The 14,633-nt window shown below is 66.4% G+C and carries 19 protein-coding genes; 14 read left to right on the top strand and 5 right to left on the bottom strand.

The window, feature by feature from the left end:
- The first annotated feature begins 95 nt into the window (after positions 1-95).
- Genes QX204_RS02010 through QX204_RS02020 form a run of 3 tightly spaced genes read left to right on the top strand, consistent with a single transcriptional unit; the run spans position 96 to position 2,748 of the window.
- A complete protein-coding gene (locus QX204_RS02010) occupies positions 96-1,097 on the top strand; it encodes an efflux ABC transporter ATPase subunit, DrrA-related (protein WP_301904917.1) in 1,002 nt (333 codons plus the stop codon).
- Between the two features lie 5 nt (positions 1,098-1,102).
- The gene (locus QX204_RS02015) at positions 1,103-1,906 is read left to right on the top strand and encodes an ABC transporter permease (protein ID WP_301904918.1); all 804 of its coding nucleotides are present in this window, start codon (positions 1,103-1,105) and stop codon (positions 1,904-1,906) included.
- Complete coding sequence (locus tag QX204_RS02020) at positions 1,903-2,748, top strand: ABC transporter permease (protein ID WP_301904919.1); 846 nt, start codon at positions 1,903-1,905, stop codon at positions 2,746-2,748. Before QX204_RS02015 ends, QX204_RS02020 begins: the two co-directional genes overlap by 4 nt.
- 51 nt (positions 2,749-2,799) lie before the next feature.
- Here the strand turns inward: QX204_RS02020 and QX204_RS02025 are convergent, their stop codons facing one another.
- The 4 genes from QX204_RS02025 to QX204_RS02040 form a co-directional block, all read right to left on the bottom strand.
- Complete coding sequence (locus QX204_RS02025) at positions 2,800-3,984, bottom strand: lycopene cyclase family protein (RefSeq protein ID WP_301904920.1); 1,185 nt, start codon at positions 3,982-3,984, stop codon at positions 2,800-2,802.
- A 99-nt stretch (positions 3,985-4,083) separates the two neighbouring features.
- Positions 4,084-5,253: an ABC transporter permease gene (locus QX204_RS02030; RefSeq protein ID WP_301904921.1), complete on the bottom strand. Its 1,170-nt coding sequence runs from the start codon at positions 5,251-5,253 to the stop codon at positions 4,084-4,086.
- On the bottom strand, positions 5,250-6,128 hold the full coding sequence (locus QX204_RS02035; RefSeq protein ID WP_301904922.1) for an ABC transporter ATP-binding protein: 879 nt from the start codon (positions 6,126-6,128) through the stop codon (positions 5,250-5,252). Before QX204_RS02035 ends, QX204_RS02030 begins: the two co-directional genes overlap by 4 nt.
- Positions 6,129-6,194: 66 nt before the next feature.
- Complete coding sequence (locus QX204_RS02040) at positions 6,195-6,671, bottom strand: hotdog fold domain-containing protein (RefSeq protein ID WP_301904923.1); 477 nt, start codon at positions 6,669-6,671, stop codon at positions 6,195-6,197.
- A 556-nt stretch (positions 6,672-7,227) separates the two neighbouring features.
- Here QX204_RS02040 and rpsJ point away from each other — a divergent pair.
- Genes rpsJ through rpsQ form a run of 11 tightly spaced genes read left to right on the top strand, consistent with a single transcriptional unit; the run spans position 7,228 to position 12,481 of the window.
- A complete protein-coding gene (rpsJ, locus tag QX204_RS02045; RefSeq protein ID WP_040804197.1) occupies positions 7,228-7,533 on the top strand; it encodes a 30S ribosomal protein S10 in 306 nt (101 codons plus the stop codon).
- 14 nt (positions 7,534-7,547) lie between these two features.
- Positions 7,548-8,213, top strand: a complete 666-nt coding sequence (gene rplC, locus QX204_RS02050; protein ID WP_056818490.1) for a 50S ribosomal protein L3 — start codon at positions 7,548-7,550, stop codon at positions 8,211-8,213.
- Positions 8,210-8,884, top strand: a complete 675-nt coding sequence (gene rplD, locus QX204_RS02055) for a 50S ribosomal protein L4 (RefSeq protein ID WP_056818488.1) — start codon at positions 8,210-8,212, stop codon at positions 8,882-8,884. Before rplC ends, rplD begins: the two co-directional genes overlap by 4 nt.
- Complete coding sequence (gene rplW, locus QX204_RS02060) at positions 8,881-9,186, top strand: 50S ribosomal protein L23 (RefSeq protein ID WP_301904924.1); 306 nt, start codon at positions 8,881-8,883, stop codon at positions 9,184-9,186. The genes rplD and rplW overlap by 4 nt, the downstream gene beginning before the upstream one ends.
- A gap of 32 nt (positions 9,187-9,218) precedes the next feature.
- Complete coding sequence (gene rplB / locus QX204_RS02065; RefSeq protein ID WP_056818484.1) at positions 9,219-10,055, top strand: 50S ribosomal protein L2; 837 nt, start codon at positions 9,219-9,221, stop codon at positions 10,053-10,055.
- A gap of 14 nt (positions 10,056-10,069) precedes the next feature.
- A complete protein-coding gene (gene rpsS, locus QX204_RS02070) occupies positions 10,070-10,351 on the top strand; it encodes a 30S ribosomal protein S19 (RefSeq protein WP_056818481.1) in 282 nt (93 codons plus the stop codon).
- A complete protein-coding gene (rplV, locus tag QX204_RS02075) occupies positions 10,348-10,761 on the top strand; it encodes a 50S ribosomal protein L22 (protein ID WP_056818479.1) in 414 nt (137 codons plus the stop codon). The genes rpsS and rplV overlap by 4 nt, the downstream gene beginning before the upstream one ends.
- The gene (gene rpsC, locus QX204_RS02080; protein ID WP_056818477.1) at positions 10,762-11,556 is read left to right on the top strand and encodes a 30S ribosomal protein S3; all 795 of its coding nucleotides are present in this window, start codon (positions 10,762-10,764) and stop codon (positions 11,554-11,556) included.
- Between the two features lie 3 nt (positions 11,557-11,559).
- Positions 11,560-11,976 (top strand): 50S ribosomal protein L16, encoded by a 417-nt coding sequence (gene rplP / locus QX204_RS02085; protein WP_056818475.1) that lies wholly within the window; start codon positions 11,560-11,562, stop codon positions 11,974-11,976.
- Positions 11,976-12,215, top strand: coding sequence for a 50S ribosomal protein L29 (rpmC, locus tag QX204_RS02090; protein ID WP_056818473.1), 240 nt, complete (start codon positions 11,976-11,978; stop codon positions 12,213-12,215). The genes rplP and rpmC overlap by 1 nt, the downstream gene beginning before the upstream one ends.
- Entirely contained in the window at positions 12,212-12,481 is a 270-nt protein-coding gene (gene rpsQ / locus QX204_RS02095; protein WP_056818470.1) for a 30S ribosomal protein S17, read from the top strand. The genes rpmC and rpsQ overlap by 4 nt, the downstream gene beginning before the upstream one ends.
- A gap of 150 nt (positions 12,482-12,631) precedes the next feature.
- Here the strand turns inward: rpsQ and QX204_RS02100 are convergent, their stop codons facing one another.
- Positions 12,632-14,587 carry a hypothetical protein gene (locus QX204_RS02100; protein ID WP_301904925.1) on the bottom strand — a complete coding sequence of 652 codons (1,956 nt, stop codon included), beginning with the start codon at positions 14,585-14,587 and terminating at the stop codon, positions 12,632-12,634.
- Between the last annotated feature and the right edge of the window lie 46 nt (positions 14,588-14,633).

The following is a 14,633-nucleotide window of genomic DNA, read 5'->3' on the forward strand; positions in this document are numbered from 1 at the left end:
CGCGCCGAACGGTATGGATCACTTACCGGGAAGAATTTTTCCGCGTGCGCTCGTCTCGTTCAGGGCAGTGCGCACCGGCCTATGGTGGAGAGTTGATGCCGAGTTCGATCTCAGTGGATTCGCCCGCAGGTGGCGTCGCGTCGCGCGACAGTGAACCCGCGGTGCTGGTGTCCGACGTGCGCAAGTCGTTCGGTGACGTGCACGCCCTGCAGGGCATCAGTTTCCAGGCTGAAAAGGCCAGTGTGCTGGGCATCCTCGGACCCAACGGTGCGGGTAAGACCACCATGGTGAAGGTCTTGTCGACGCTGCTGCGCCCCGATTCCGGCACCGCAGTCGTCGCCGGGCACGACGTGCTCACCGATGCCGCGGCTGTGCGTCGCTCGATCATGATGACCGGTCAGTACGCCGCCCTCGACGAGAACCTGACCGGCCGGGAGAACCTCGAGCTGTTCGGTCGCCTGATGGGCCTGACCAAGTCGGCCGCCCGCAAGCGCGCCGAGGTGCTGCTCGAGGAGTTCGACCTGGTCAGCGCGGGTAAGCGAGCCGTGCGCAACTACTCCGGCGGCATGCGCCGTCGTGTCGACATCGCCTGCGGACTGGTGGTGCGGCCGGAGGTGGTGTTCCTCGACGAGCCCACCACCGGCCTCGACCCGCGCAGCAGGCAGGGCGTGTGGGACCTGGTCACCGCGCTCAAGAACCAGGGCATCACGGTGCTGCTCACCACGCAGTACCTCGAAGAGGCCGACGTCCTCAGCGACAACATCATCGTCATCGACAAGGGCACCGTCATCGCGGAAGGCACCGCCGACCAGCTCAAGGCCAAGACCGGCGGCAGCTACTGCGAGATCGTCCCGCTGGACCTGAGCCGCCTCCCGGCGACCGTGCGGGCCCTCGGTGACCTGGTGCCCGCTGTCGTCGCCGCCGATATCGACGGCGCCGACAAGCTGTCCATTCCCGCCCCCGACGGCGCCGCCACCCTGGCCGAGGCGCTGCGCAGGCTCGACAACGCGGGTATCGACCTCGCCGACATCGCGCTGCGCAGGCCCTCGCTCGACGACGTGTTCCTGTCGATCACCGGTCACTCGGGCGGCCACTAGTGAGCGTGTCCACCCCCGCGGCGAACACGCTGTTCGCCGAGCTACCCGCTGTGCACCCGAGCAGCTTCGCGCAGTGGCGCGCGCTGACCGGGCGCATCGTGCACACCATGGCCACCAAGGGCGAGCTGATCGTCGCGGTGCTCACCCCGCTCGTGGTCACCGTGGCCTTCTACCTGCCGTTGAAGTACGTGATGCAGGTCCAGGGCATCGACTACGCGCAGTACGTGATGCCGATCGTCGTGCTGCAGACGATGGCCATGACGATGATGTCGAACGCGCAGCTCGCGGCGTTCGAAGCGCTCACCGGGCTGAGTACCCGACTCCAGACGATGCCGATCGGTTCGCTGGTTCCGCTGATGTCGCGGATCTGCGCGGGTCTGGTGCGGTCGATCGTCTCGCTGATCGCGACCGTCGCCTACGGCTATGTGATCGGCTTCCGGTTCACCGGCGGCTGGTTGCAGGCGCTCGCGTTCTGCGGATTCGCGCTGGCCGTCGGTGTGGTGCTCACGCTCGGCGCCGACGCGCTCGGCAGCCTCACCAAGAACCCCGAGGCGCTCAGCCAGGCCCTCACCCTGCCGATCCTGATCTTCGGCATGATGTCGACCGGTTTCGTGCCGGAGGCCAGCTTCCCGGCGTGGGTGCGGCCGTTCGCGCGCAACCAGCCGATCTCCCAGTTCGCCCAGACCCTCAGCGATATGGCCGCGGGCCATCTGAGCTGGGCGGGCACGTGGGTGTCGCTGGTGTGGCTCGGTGGACTGGCTGTTTTCTTCCTCCCACTGGCTGTGTGGGCGAGTGTGAGGCGATCATGACAACAATCGAGAAGTCGTCGGTCGAGGAGACCGCGGCCGAACTGCCGGTGGTGCATCCCAAGCCGGAGGGTTCGGTGTCGGTGTGGGTCACCCACAGCCTCATCCAGACCAAGCGGCTGCTGATGGTGTGGTTGCGTGACCCCTCGACGACCATCCAGACCATCGCCTACCCGGCGGTGACCCTGCTGATGTTCCGCATCGTGCTCGGTGACTCGATCACCGCGGCCACCGGCGCCCCCAGCATCTACGGCCAGGCCGCGCTGCTGACCCTGGTCGCGGCCATGACCGGCGCGGTGGTGAGTGCGCTCGGGTTCAAACGAGAGAAGGCATCGGGACTGCTCAGCCGGTTCTACACGATGCCGCTGAACAAGGCTTCGCTGCTCACCGGTCGGCTGCTGGCCGAGATGCTGCGCATCCTGATCACCACGTTGATCGTGCTGCTCGTCGCGGTGCCGCTCGGCTTCCTGTTCATGGAGGACCCGCTCGCCAATATCGCGCTGGTCCTGGTTCCGGTGCTGTTCGGCATCGGGTTCGCGGTGATGGTCACCGCCCTGGCCACGATCACCGAGGGCGTCATGCTGATCAGCCTCATCGGCATTCTCAATACGCTGCTGATGTTCTTCAACACCGGCTTCGTTCCGGTCTTCGCCTACCCCACCTGGTTGCAGGATGTGGTCGCGAATCAGCCGATGAGCTGTGCGATCGATGCGATGAAGGGGCTGTCCTACGGTGGGCCGGTCGCTGAACCGCTGCTCAAGACCGTCGCCTGGACGGTGGGCATGGTCGCGGTCTTCGCCTACCCGGCGATCGTCGGCTACAAGAAGGCCGCCGAGTCGTCCTGAGACCGCCGCATGCTGATCGCCGCCACGAACGCTGTGGCGGCGATCAGTGCGTTATCGGGCGGATGAGTCGGCGCCGGCGGGCGCGAAGGGGTAGTCCACCCAGCGGTCGCGGTTGGTCCAGCCGACGAGGTCGTAGCGCCACCGGAACGGCCAGGTGTGGGCGACGGTGTTGAACAGGGCGGCGCCGAGCGCGGAGTAGTCGTCGTGAGCCGAGAGCAGCGCGCGCTGGCGGCGGTCGGATTCGGTGAAGAAGGCGTCGAACATGGCGATGGACTGGTCGGTGGTGAGTCGACCCAGACCCCACAGGCCACGCATCCGCATCCAGTACACGGCCCTTGCCCGCCACGGCCAGAGGGCTTCGATCGGATTCTCGCCGCGCTGCACCGCGGCGACCGCGCTGTCGACCAGTGCGAGTGAGTCGGCCACGCTGTAGCCGGTGCACGGGTGCATCATCCCGCCGCGCGAGCCGAACGGCACCGCCACCGCGGTGCCCTTCTTCGGCGGCGGCTGATCCAGGGGATAGTGGGCGGCCTCGTGTGGTTCGTCGCCGGTGAGAGTGATCCCGTGGGCCGCGAGCCGGTTGAGGGTGCGCTTGCGTAACTCGTGCTGCGGCATCCCGCCGCGCAATCCGAGGCTGGTCTCCTCGAAGATCACCCTCCCGTCCCCGAGCGGCACCGCGTAGAGGAACGACGGCGGCTCGTCGGGGCCCGCGCCGTTCTCCGGCCGCCAATCCAGCAGCAGCCCTTCGCCTTCCGCGACCATCGGCGCCGCGGTCTCGGCGTCGACGAAGATCCCGTGCGCCGAGGCGGCCCTGCGCATGCCCAACGTCGGCAGCCCCCGCGTGTCGAACACCGTCCCCGCCGAGATCACGGTCCCGTCCGCGAGCTCCACCTCGTGGGCGTCCACCCGCCGCGCCCGATCCGCGAAGACGGTCGCGTCGTCCAAGGCCAACGCCGCGTGCAGGCCGGCTTTGGAGAGCACGCAATAGGGCCGCTCGATCCGGTGCTCGCCTTTGGTCCACACCGTTGGGGCCGCGATCCGCTGCGCGATCGCGCTCGCGGGCAACCACGTCGGCAATTCGTCGATCCAGCAGGAGAATGTCGGCGGGAACAACCGCTCCGGTCGGGGATCCACCGCGGCCACTCGCAACCCGGCCACCGCGGCTCGATGCGCCAACCCCCGCCCGGTCGGGCCGAGCCCGACCACGCAGATATCGAATTCCCGCACAACACTCACGTCCGCATTCAATCGGCCCCACCCGTCACCACGCAAGCGTCAGTGACCCGGTCGTCACTCGCCCCGACGCCGCGGATCAAACCCGGGCTCGCGGGATTCCTAGTCCTCCAGGGCCAGGGCCTGGCGCATCGTCAGGCGAGCCTGGGTCTGCATCAGCGAGCGGCGGTAGATCTTCTCGGCGACGACGACGATCGCGTAGGTGGCGACCGCCATCAGGGCCAGGGCGACGAAGGGTTCCCACCAGGCAGCGGTGCCGTCGGCCAGGCGGGCGGGCATGGCGACGATGGACATGATCGGGATATAGGAGCCGATGACACGGGCGGTGCCGGTGAGGAAGATGCCCGCGAACAGCACGATCATGATGAGCAGCCCGAGCGGAGTCGAGGTGGACTGGAGGTCTTCGCTACGCGTGGCGAGCGCGCCCGCGACGGCCCACAGGCTTGCCAGGGCGAGGAAGCCGACGAGGAAGAAGACGATGAACCAGCCCGCGGCCCCGGCGACCTGGCCCAGCTGAGCACCCTTGCCGGTCGCCGCCAACCCGACCAACCCCGCCCCGACGAACAGCGCCAACTGCGCGAACGCCAGCGCCGCGTTGCCCACGACCTTGCCGATCAGCAACTGCCGCAACGGCATCGCGCTGGCCAGGATCTCCACGATGCGGTTCTGTTTCTCCTCGACCACACTTTGCGCGATGGACATGCCGAACAGCACCGACGCCAGATAGAAGAGGAACGCGAAGACGAACGAGACGATCTTGGCCAGGCCCGGGTCGATCGAGCCCTGCTCGAGCAGGTCGTAGGTCACGGTCGCACCGCGGGCCAGCTCGTCGAGCGAGACGCCCGCGACAGCGGCATTGCGCTGCAACGCGATCTGCTGTGCGGCGGCGGTGATGTAGGTGGTGGCGTTGTCGTCCTCGGCGGTCTTGCCGATCAGCTGCCATCCGCTGGGATCGGCGGGCGCCAGGCCCACGTCGACCTCGTCCTCGCGGACCGACTGCTCGACCGCGGCCCGGTCGGTGACGGGCCGCGCGATGAAGCTCACGTCGGTCCCCGCGTTCGAGGCCAGGGTGTTCGCCGTCTCGAGCACGACCGAGGTGTCCGAACCGGTGATCGCCACGTCGATCTTGTCGGGCCTGCTGCTGAGGAACCCGGTGAGAACCAGCGACGCGACGATCACCACCAGCGTCACCACTGTGGAGATGACGAAGTTGCGGTCACGCAGCTTCACCGCGATCTCTCTCGCGGCAACGATCCGCCACACGCCGTTCACGCTGTCACCTCCCGGTAGATTTCGGCGACCGTCGGCCTGGCCTCGGTGAACTCGCGCACCGACCCCCGCGACAGCGCCTCCTTCAGCACCCCGTCGGTGCCGCCGCCGTCGATCTCGAACAACACACGCGGCCCGGCGCTCTCGACCACGCGAATCCCCGGATACTCCCGCAGCCACCCCGCATCACCCTCGAGCACCAGCCGATACCGTGAGCCACCGCTGGACCGCAGCTCGTCGACCGAGCCCTGCCCGACCACCCGACCCGAGGCGAGCACCACCAGCTGATCGCACAGCTGCTCCACCAGATCCAGCTGATGCGAGGAGAACAGCACCGGCACACCCTGATCGGCGTACTCGCGCAGCAACTCCACCATCGAATCCACGGCTACGGGGTCGAGCCCGGAGAACGGTTCGTCCAGGATCAGCGCCGTCGGCTGGGCGATCACCGCCGCCGCGATCTGGACGCGCTGCTGATTACCCAGCGACAACGATTCGAGCTTGTCCTTGCCGCGCGAGCCAAGATCGAACCGCTCCAACAGGGTTTCGGTGCGCGCCTTCGCCTCGACGGCGGGCAGCCCACGCAAGCGCGCCAGGTACACGAGCTGGTCGAGCACCGGCTGCTTGGGATAGAGCCCCCGCTCCTCGGGCATATATCCGAACGAGCGCCGATCCAGCTCGGTCACCGGCCTGCCCGCCCACCGGATCTCGCCGGACTGAACGGCCAACACCCCCATGATCATTCGCATCGTGGTGGTCTTGCCCGCCCCGTTGCCCCCGACGAACCCGGTCAGCGCGCCGGGCGGGACCGCGAACGACACATCGTCGACCGCGACGTTCTCCCCGAACCGGCGCGTCACATGGGCGACTTCCAACATCGGACTCTCCCCGTCTTTTGTGGCCTGAGCCACAACCGTACCGATGCAAGGGTTCCCGCGCCGGGATCAGCGCGGCGAAACCCAGGTGGTGATGTCGGCGTGCACGACCTCGATGCCGTCCTTGTCGTAGATCGAGACGGGCACCGTGAGTTCCTGGCCCTTGGTGATCGCCGAGAAGTCGGGGATCTCGTCGAGTTTCGCCACCGCGCGCAGGCCCGATTCCGCCTTGGCCAGGTACTGGACGTTCATCGACTTGGGGATCCAGCGATGGGTGGTGGGAACGGTGGCCTCGCTGAGCATGCCCATCGCCACCTCGGCGAGGTTGCAGGCCGCGATGGCGTGGAAGGTGCCGAGGTGGTTGTGGATGCCGAACCACTTCGGGGAGGTCACCTCGCAGACGCCGGGTTCGAGGCGAACCACCTGGGGGAGCACGGTGCCGAAGTAGGGGACCCTGGCGACCATGCCGAGTGAGAACAGCGCGTGTCCGATGCGGTTGTCCGGCAGCTTCTTCCAGCCCCGGAAGGTCGCGGTTTCCTGTGTCATGGTCGCTATCTTACTCAGAAGTAAGGTAGCGGGGAACCCTCCGGTGACCAGCGGGGGCGACGAGCCAGCTACCATTGCTCGGTACAGCCCAGCCGGCGGTGCGGTCCAGGTAAAAGCCCCTGTGGTGGCGTGATCGATACCTCATGACCCCCGATTTGAAGGACGTCGTCGGCATGGTGCATACTGTTCGGGTTGCCTTGCGCAGGATCCCCAACTCTTCGGAGCGGATGACCTGAGCAAGGGGAGCAGTAGTTTGTATCTCGCCGGTTCGCCGGTGTGGATACGTTCGGAACCACGCACTTCCGGCCCATGGTGAGTAACTGACCCGGGTCGGAGATTAAGAGTTAGGGCGACACGCCCGACCGCGTGGACCGGAGAACCATGACAGATGAACAGCGGCGAGGACTAGGTAGTGCCTTTTGGTGCGCCCTGGTTGCGGGTCTTTAGTGGGAAACCACGCTGAGGCGTCTTTCTGTGTTCGGGCTGTGCAAATTGAGGGTGGTGCGGGAGTCAGCTCCTGTGACCACGAAGGAAAGCGGAGAAAAGGACACTTAGCGTGGCGGGACAAAAGATCCGCATCAGGCTCAAGGCCTATGACCACGAGGCGATCGACGCGTCAGCGCGCAAGATCGTGGAAACGGTGACCCGCACCGGCGCCCGTGTGGTCGGGCCTGTGCCGTTGCCGACCGAGAAGAACATCTACTGCGTCATCCGTTCGCCGCACAAGTACAAGGACTCGCGCGAACACTTCGAGATGCGCACGCACAAACGCCTCATCGACATCCTCGACCCGACGCCGAAGACGGTTGACGCGCTGATGCGCATCGACCTGCCGGCCAGCGTCGACGTCAACATTCAGTGACGGGGACTCGAGACATGACTGACAACAAGAATCGGCCCCAGGCCGGAATCCTGGGCACCAAGCTCGGCATGACCCAGGTCTTCGACGAGAAGAACCGCGTCGTCCCGGTCACCGTCATCAAGGCGGGCCCGAACGTGGTCACCCAGATTCGTACCGTGGAGCGCGACGGCTATTCGGCCGTTCAGATCGCTTTCGGCGCCATCGACCCGCGCAAGGTGAACAAGCCGGTCTCCGGCCAGTTCGCCAAGGCCGGTGTCACCCCGCGCCGCCACGTCACCGAGATCCGCGTCGCGGATGCCTCCACCTTCGAGATCGGCCAGGAACTCTCGGCTGATGTCTTCGAAGAGGGCACCTACGTCGACGTGACCGGAATCAGCAAGGGCAAGGGCTTCGCCGGCACCATGAAGCGTCACGGCTTCAAGGGCCAGGGCGCCTCGCACGGTGCGCAGGCTGTGCACCGTCGCCCGGGTTCCATCGGTGGCTGTGCCACTCCCGGCCGCGTGTTCAAGGGCATGCGCATGTCGGGTCGTATGGGTAACGACCGCGTCACCACGCAGAACCTCTCGGTTCACAAGGTCGATGCCGAGAACGGTTTGCTCCTGGTCAAGGGTGCTATCCCCGGCCGCAAGGGCAACATCGTGATCGTCAAGAGCGCCGTGAAGGGTGGTGCGCACGCATGACCAGCCTCGACAAGAAGGCCAACCTGACGCTGACCGTTAAGGCCGCAGGCGGCAAGACCGAAGGCACCGTCGAACTCCCCTCGGAGATCTTCGACGTGACCGCCAACGTCGCGCTGATGCACCAGGTCGTTATCGCTCAGCTGGCCGCTGCTCGCCAGGGCACCCACTCCACGAAGACTCGTGGCGAGGTCCGTGGTGGCGGCAAGAAGCCGTACCGCCAGAAGGGCACCGGCCGCGCCCGTCAGGGCTCGACCCGTGCGCCGCAGTTCGCCGGCGGTGGCACCGTCCACGGCCCGCAGCCGCGTGACTACAGCCAGCGGACCCCCAAGAAGATGAAGGCCGCCGCCCTGCGCGGTGCCCTCTCCGACCGGGCCCGCAACGAGCGCATCCACGTGATCACCGAACTGGTCTCGGGTCAGAACCCGTCGACCAAGATCGCCAAGGACTTCCTGGCCGAGCTCTCGGGCCGCAAGAAGTTCCTGGTCGTCGTCGGCCGCGAGGACGTCGCCGCGTGGAAGAGCGTGGCGAACCTGCAGAACGTGCTGCCGATCGCCCCGGACCAGCTCAACACCTACGACGTGCTCAACAGCGACGACGTGGTGTTCAGCGTCGAGGCCCTGAACGCTTTCGTTCACGGTCCCGCCGAGGCGGCCCAGGAGGAGAGCAAGTGAGCACCATCGCCGACCCCCGCGACATCCTGCTCGCACCGGTCATCTCGGAGAAGTCCTACGGGCTGATCGAGGAAGGCACCTACACCTTCCTGGTGCACCCGGATTCGAACAAGACGCAGATCAAGATCGCCGTCGAGAAGGTTTTCGGCGTCACGGTCACCAGCGTCAATACCGCCAACCGTCAGGGCAAGCGCAAGCGGACCAAATTCGGTTACGGAAAGCGCAAGAACACCAAGCGCGCACTCGTGACCCTCTCGGCCGATAGCAAGCCCATCGAGATCTTCGGAGGACCGGTCGCGTAAGCGCCTGGGACTCCAGAAAGCGAGAAGAACTCATGGCAATCCGTAAGTACAAGCCGACAACGCCGGGCCGTCGTGGCTCCAGCGTCTCGGACTTCGCCGAGATCACCCGGTCGACGCCGGAGAAGTCGCTGCTGCGCCCGCTCACCAAGTCCGGTGGTCGTAACGCGCACGGTCGCATCACCACTCGTCACCGCGGTGGCGGTCACAAGCGTGCCTACCGTCTGATCGACTTCCGTCGGCTGGACAAGGACGGCATCCCGGCCAAGGTCGCTCACATCGAGTACGACCCCAACCGCACCGCCAACATCGCACTGCTGCACTTTGCCGACGGCGAGAAGCGCTACATCATCGCGCCGAAGGGCATCAAGCAGGGCAGCCCGATCGAGTCCGGCCCCACGGCCGACATCAAGCCGGGTAACAACCTGCCGCTGCGCAACATCCCGACCGGTACCACGATCCACAACGTGGAGCTGCGTCCGGGCGGCGGCGCCAAGATGGCTCGTTCCGCTGGAATGAGCATTCAGCTGCTGGGCAAGGAAGGGCCGTACGCGACCCTTCGTATGCCTTCGGGTGAAATCCGCCGTGTCGACGTGCGCTGCCGCGCCACCGTCGGCGAGGTCGGCAACGCCGAGCAGTCGAACATCAACTGGGGCAAGGCCGGCCGTATGCGCTGGAAGGGCCGTCGTCCCACCGTCCGTGGTGTCGTCATGAACCCGGTCGACCACCCGCACGGTGGTGGTGAGGGTAAGACCTCCGGTGGTCGCCACCCGGTCTCCCCGTGGGGTCAGCCTGAAGGCCGTACCCGCAAGCCCAACCGCCCGAGCGACAAGCTCATCGTTCGCCGTCGTAAGACCGGCAAGAAGCGCTAAGGAGGAGGTAAGAAATGCCACGCAGCCTCAAGAAGGGCCCGTTCGTCGACGACCACCTCCTCGCGAAGGTGGACGTGCAGAACGAAAAGGGCACGAAGCAGGTCATCAAGACCTGGTCGCGTCGCTCGACCATCATCCCCGATTTCATCGGACACACTTTCGCCGTCCACGACGGTCGCAAGCATGTTCCGGTGTTCATCTCGGACAACATGGTCGGCCACAAGCTCGGTGAGTTCGCGCCGACCAGGACGTTCAAGAGCCACGTCAAGGACGACCGGAAGAGCAAGCGGCGATGACTGAAACCAATACCGAAACGGTTCAGAACCCGACTGCGCGCGCTACCGCCAAGCACGTTCGGGTCACCCCGATGAAGGCCCGTCGCGTCGTGGACCTGGTCCGCGGCAAGCGAGTCGAGGACGCGCTGGCCATTCTGCGGTTCGCACCGCAGGCTGCCAGCGAGCCCGTGGCCAAGGTCGTGGCTTCGGCCGCGGCGAACGCCGAGAACAACCTCGGCCTCAACCCGGCCACCCTGGTCATCTCGACTGCTTTTGTCGACGAGGGCGCCACCATGAAGCGTTTCCAGCCGCGGGCCCAGGGCCGTGCGTTCCGGATTCGCAAGCGCACCAGCCACATCACCATCGAGGTCGAGAGCGTGCCCACCACCGGCGCTGCCACTCGTAGCCGCCGGAAGGGAGGGGCAAAGTAAATGGGACAGAAAATTAACCCCCATGGCTTCCGCCTCGGTATCACCACCGACTGGAAGTCGCGTTGGTACGCGGACAAGCAGTACGCGGAATACGTGAAGGAAGACGTTCAGATCCGCAAGCTCCTCGCCACAGGCATGGAGCGGGCAGGCATCTCGAAGGTCGAGATCGAGCGCACCCGTGATCGCGTCCGTGTGGATATCTTCACCGCGCGTCCCGGCATCGTGATCGGTCGTCGTGGAGCGGAAGCCGATCGCATCCGCTCGGAGCTGGAGAAGCTCACCAAGAAGCAGGTTCAGCTGAACATCCTCGAGGTCAAGAACCCCGAATCGGATGCGCAGCTGGTTGCTCAGGGTGTTGCCGAGCAGCTGTCCAACCGTGTGGCGTTCCGTCGTGCGATGCGTAAGGCCATTCAGTCGGCCATGCGTTCGCCGAACGTCAAGGGCATCCGCGTGCAGTGCTCGGGCCGCCTCGGTGGCGCCGAAATGTCGCGCTCGGAGTTCTACCGTGAAGGTCGCGTTCCGCTGCACACGCTGCGTGCGGACATCGACTACGGCCTCTACGAGGCCAAGACCACCTTCGGTCGCATCGGCGTGAAGGTCTGGATCTACAAGGGTGACATCGTCGGTGGTCGTCGTGAACTGACCGCCGCCGCCGCTGCTCCGGATCGCCCGCGCCGCGAGCGTCCGAGCCGCCCTCGTCGGTCCGGCGCCACCGGCACCACCGCGACCAGCACCGAGGTCGGGCGCGCCGCCACTGCAGTGGCGGAGGCTCCGGCAGAGAACAAGGAGGGCTGACGCATGCTGATGCCCCGTAGGGTCAAGCACCGCAAGCAGCACCACCCCGGTCGCTCCGGCATGGCCAAGGGCGGCACGGCGGTGGCCTTCGGTGAGTACGGCATCCAGGCTCTCGAGCCCGCCTACGTCACCAACCGTCAGATCGAGTCGGCGCGTATCGCAATGACCCGCCACATCAAGCGTGGCGGCAAGATCTGGATCAACATCTACCCCGATCGTCCGCTCACGAAGAAGCCGGCCGAAACCCGCATGGGTTCCGGTAAGGGTTCGCCGGAGTGGTGGGTCGCGAACGTGAAGCCCGGTCGGGTCATGTTCGAGATGTCTTACCCCAACGAGGAGACTGCTCGTGAGGCCCTGCGCCGCGCGATGCACAAGCTCCCGATGAAATGCAGGATCGTGACCAGGGAGGAGCAGTTCTGATGGCTACCGAAACACCGGCCGCAGAGCTCCGCGAGCTCAACGAAGAGGAGCTCGTCGCCCGCCTGCGTGAGTCGAAGGAAGAGCTGTTCAATCTGCGCTTCCAGATGGCAACGGGTCAGCTCGACAACAACCGTCGTCTGCGCGTCGTCCGCCACGAGATCGCGCGCATCTACACGGTCATGCGTGAGCGCGAGCTCGGCCTGGCCACGGCACCCGCTGGCAAGGGAGATGCGGCATGAGCGAGAACACCGAAGAGCGCAACAGCCGCAAGGTACGCAGCGGCTACGTTGTCTCCGACAAGATGAACAAGACGATCGTCGTCGAGCTGGAAGACCGTCACCGGCACAAGCTCTACGGCAAGATCATTCGCACCACCTCCAAGGTGAAGGCGCATGACGAGAACGAGATCGCCCACGTCGGCGACCACGTTCAGCTGATGGAGACCCGTCCGCTGTCGGCCACCAAGCGCTGGCGTCTGGTCGAGGTCCTGGAGAAGGCCAAGTAAGGTCCCTCCTCGATCCATCGAGATCGTTTCTTCGAAGGCCCGTTTCCCCCTGGGGAAGCGGGCCTTCGTCGTTGGACGACCCGGTTGTCGTCGCATCGCAAAAGGCCCGCCCCCATGTACGGGGGGCGGGCCTTCGCTGTGTCGGTGGAGTCAGCCGGTGAAGGCGTAGGGCTGGCGGATCTTGTGGGCGAATTCGACGATGTTGGTGACGGTGCTGCTCGGGACGCCGACTTCGCTGCCGATGCTGCGGGCCGACCAAGACTGGTCGGTGAGCTCGAGGATCTCCTCGATCTGGTCCAGGGTCAGGCGCAGGGGACTGCGGTGGGCGATACGGCGGGCCAGGGCACGGACCTCGGTGTCTTCGTCGAAGTCGAAATCGTCCGGGGCGGGGAGGTCTTCGTCGTCGTCGAGATCCACCTCCACCGGCTCGGTGTCGGCCGCGACCTGGACCGGCTCGGGGGTTACGACCGGAGCGGGTTCTGTGGGAGCGGGGGCTACCTTCTCGGCGGTCTGCGCCGCAGGTTCACGCTGCGCGGGTTCTGGTTGCAAAACCAGTTGCTCGGCGGGTTCGGCGGTGAGGGTCAGCTGCTCCGGCTCCACGGCGGGGGGCTGTGGATCGTTGTGCACCGCTACCGGATCGGTGATCGGTGGAGTGTCGCCATCAGGGTCACGGGCGACGGTGCCGGCGTGCATCGTCGCCTCGGGAACCGGATCGGTACCGGTGGCGTCGCCCGCGGTGGCGTGGGCGACGGTGGTGACCGGTATTCGGCGCAGGGTGGGGGCGGCGCCATTGGTCCGGGTCGCGTGCTCGGCGCCGTTGCGGCGGTGGTCGGCCGCGGCCTTGTGGATCAGCTCGAGGGTGCCGGGGGCGTGCGACTTGTCGGTGGAGGGACGACGCAGGCTGTGCGGGTAGGTGCGTTCGGCCGCCGTCGCCGCGATGGTCTCGGCTTCGGCGACGACAGGTTCAGCGCTCGGTGCCGGAGTATCGCCGACCACCGGCTCCGGGACGACCGGCGGGACAGGCGATTCGGCCACCTCGCGATTCGCGGTGACAGTCTGCTCGGCCGACGCGATGGTCTCGCGATCCGTTTCGACTGCGAGGGAATCCTTGTCGGGCATCGCGCAGAACTGGGTGTCGCGCACTTCGGCGGCAGGCGGAGCCGTCGAGGCGACAACCGCGAGGTCGGACAGCGGCGATCGGAGCTCGGGCGCAACGCCGTTCATCACCGTGTGCGCGAGCGCTTGCCTGTCATCACCGAGCGAGGTCGCCCTCTGTGGATAAGCGGTCGCAGCGATCCGTTCGGCAGGGACGTACCCGGCGTCGCCGGGCAGTTCGACGGAGGCGCTCTCGATCAACATCGCGTACCGGGCCGAGACCCACGCGTGCAACCAGATCACCACCCCCACCATCACCGGGGCGATGGCGAATTCGGCTGCGCGACCGAAGGATCCAGCGGCCAGGTGGGGGCCCGCGTTCAAAGCGATGGTGGTGCCGAGCAGGGCGAGTTCGAACACGATCACCTTGCCGCGCTCCAGCTCACGTCCCCAGCGGGCCGCGGTGGTGGCGGTGACCATGATGACGATGATCGGGATCGAGATCATCGCCTCGATGCCGTAGCTGAGCCAGTACAGCGGGTCGCTCATGTCGCCGCTCGGCACGAGGTTGCGCTGCACGTTGACCCCGGCCCACACCATGCCGAGAACGACCACCCCGATCAGCGCGCGCGATGACCATTCCGACCGCCGGTACAACTGGGCCAGGCGCGCGTCGGCGCTCGACACCCGTCGTCGTGCGGCCAGCGCCTTGCGATGCCAGCGCGCGTCGGCTTCGTCGGTGCGGCGGATCAGGGCGCTGGTGCGGCGGTCGCGTTGTTCGGCGGCGAGCTCGTCGCCCACCGCGCGCCGACGCTGTTTACGTCGCTGCGTGCGAATCCATTCGGCCAGTTCCCGTTCGGCGCGGATCTCGTTGTCGGAGAGCGCGTCGTAGAGGGCGGTGTCGTGCTGCAGGGGGAGCTTGTCGCGAGCCGTCGCGACCTGCTGGGCGAGCGCTGTGATCTCGGTGTTCGGCGCGATGGCGGCATTCTCGCTCAACCGATCGTCGGACATGTCGCGCCTTCCGCCACTCGAACATATGGACTATCGAACATATGTG

Source organism: Nocardia sp. PE-7 (assembly GCF_030486425.1).
Classification (GTDB): domain Bacteria; phylum Actinomycetota; class Actinomycetes; order Mycobacteriales; family Mycobacteriaceae; genus Nocardia; species Nocardia salmonicida_A.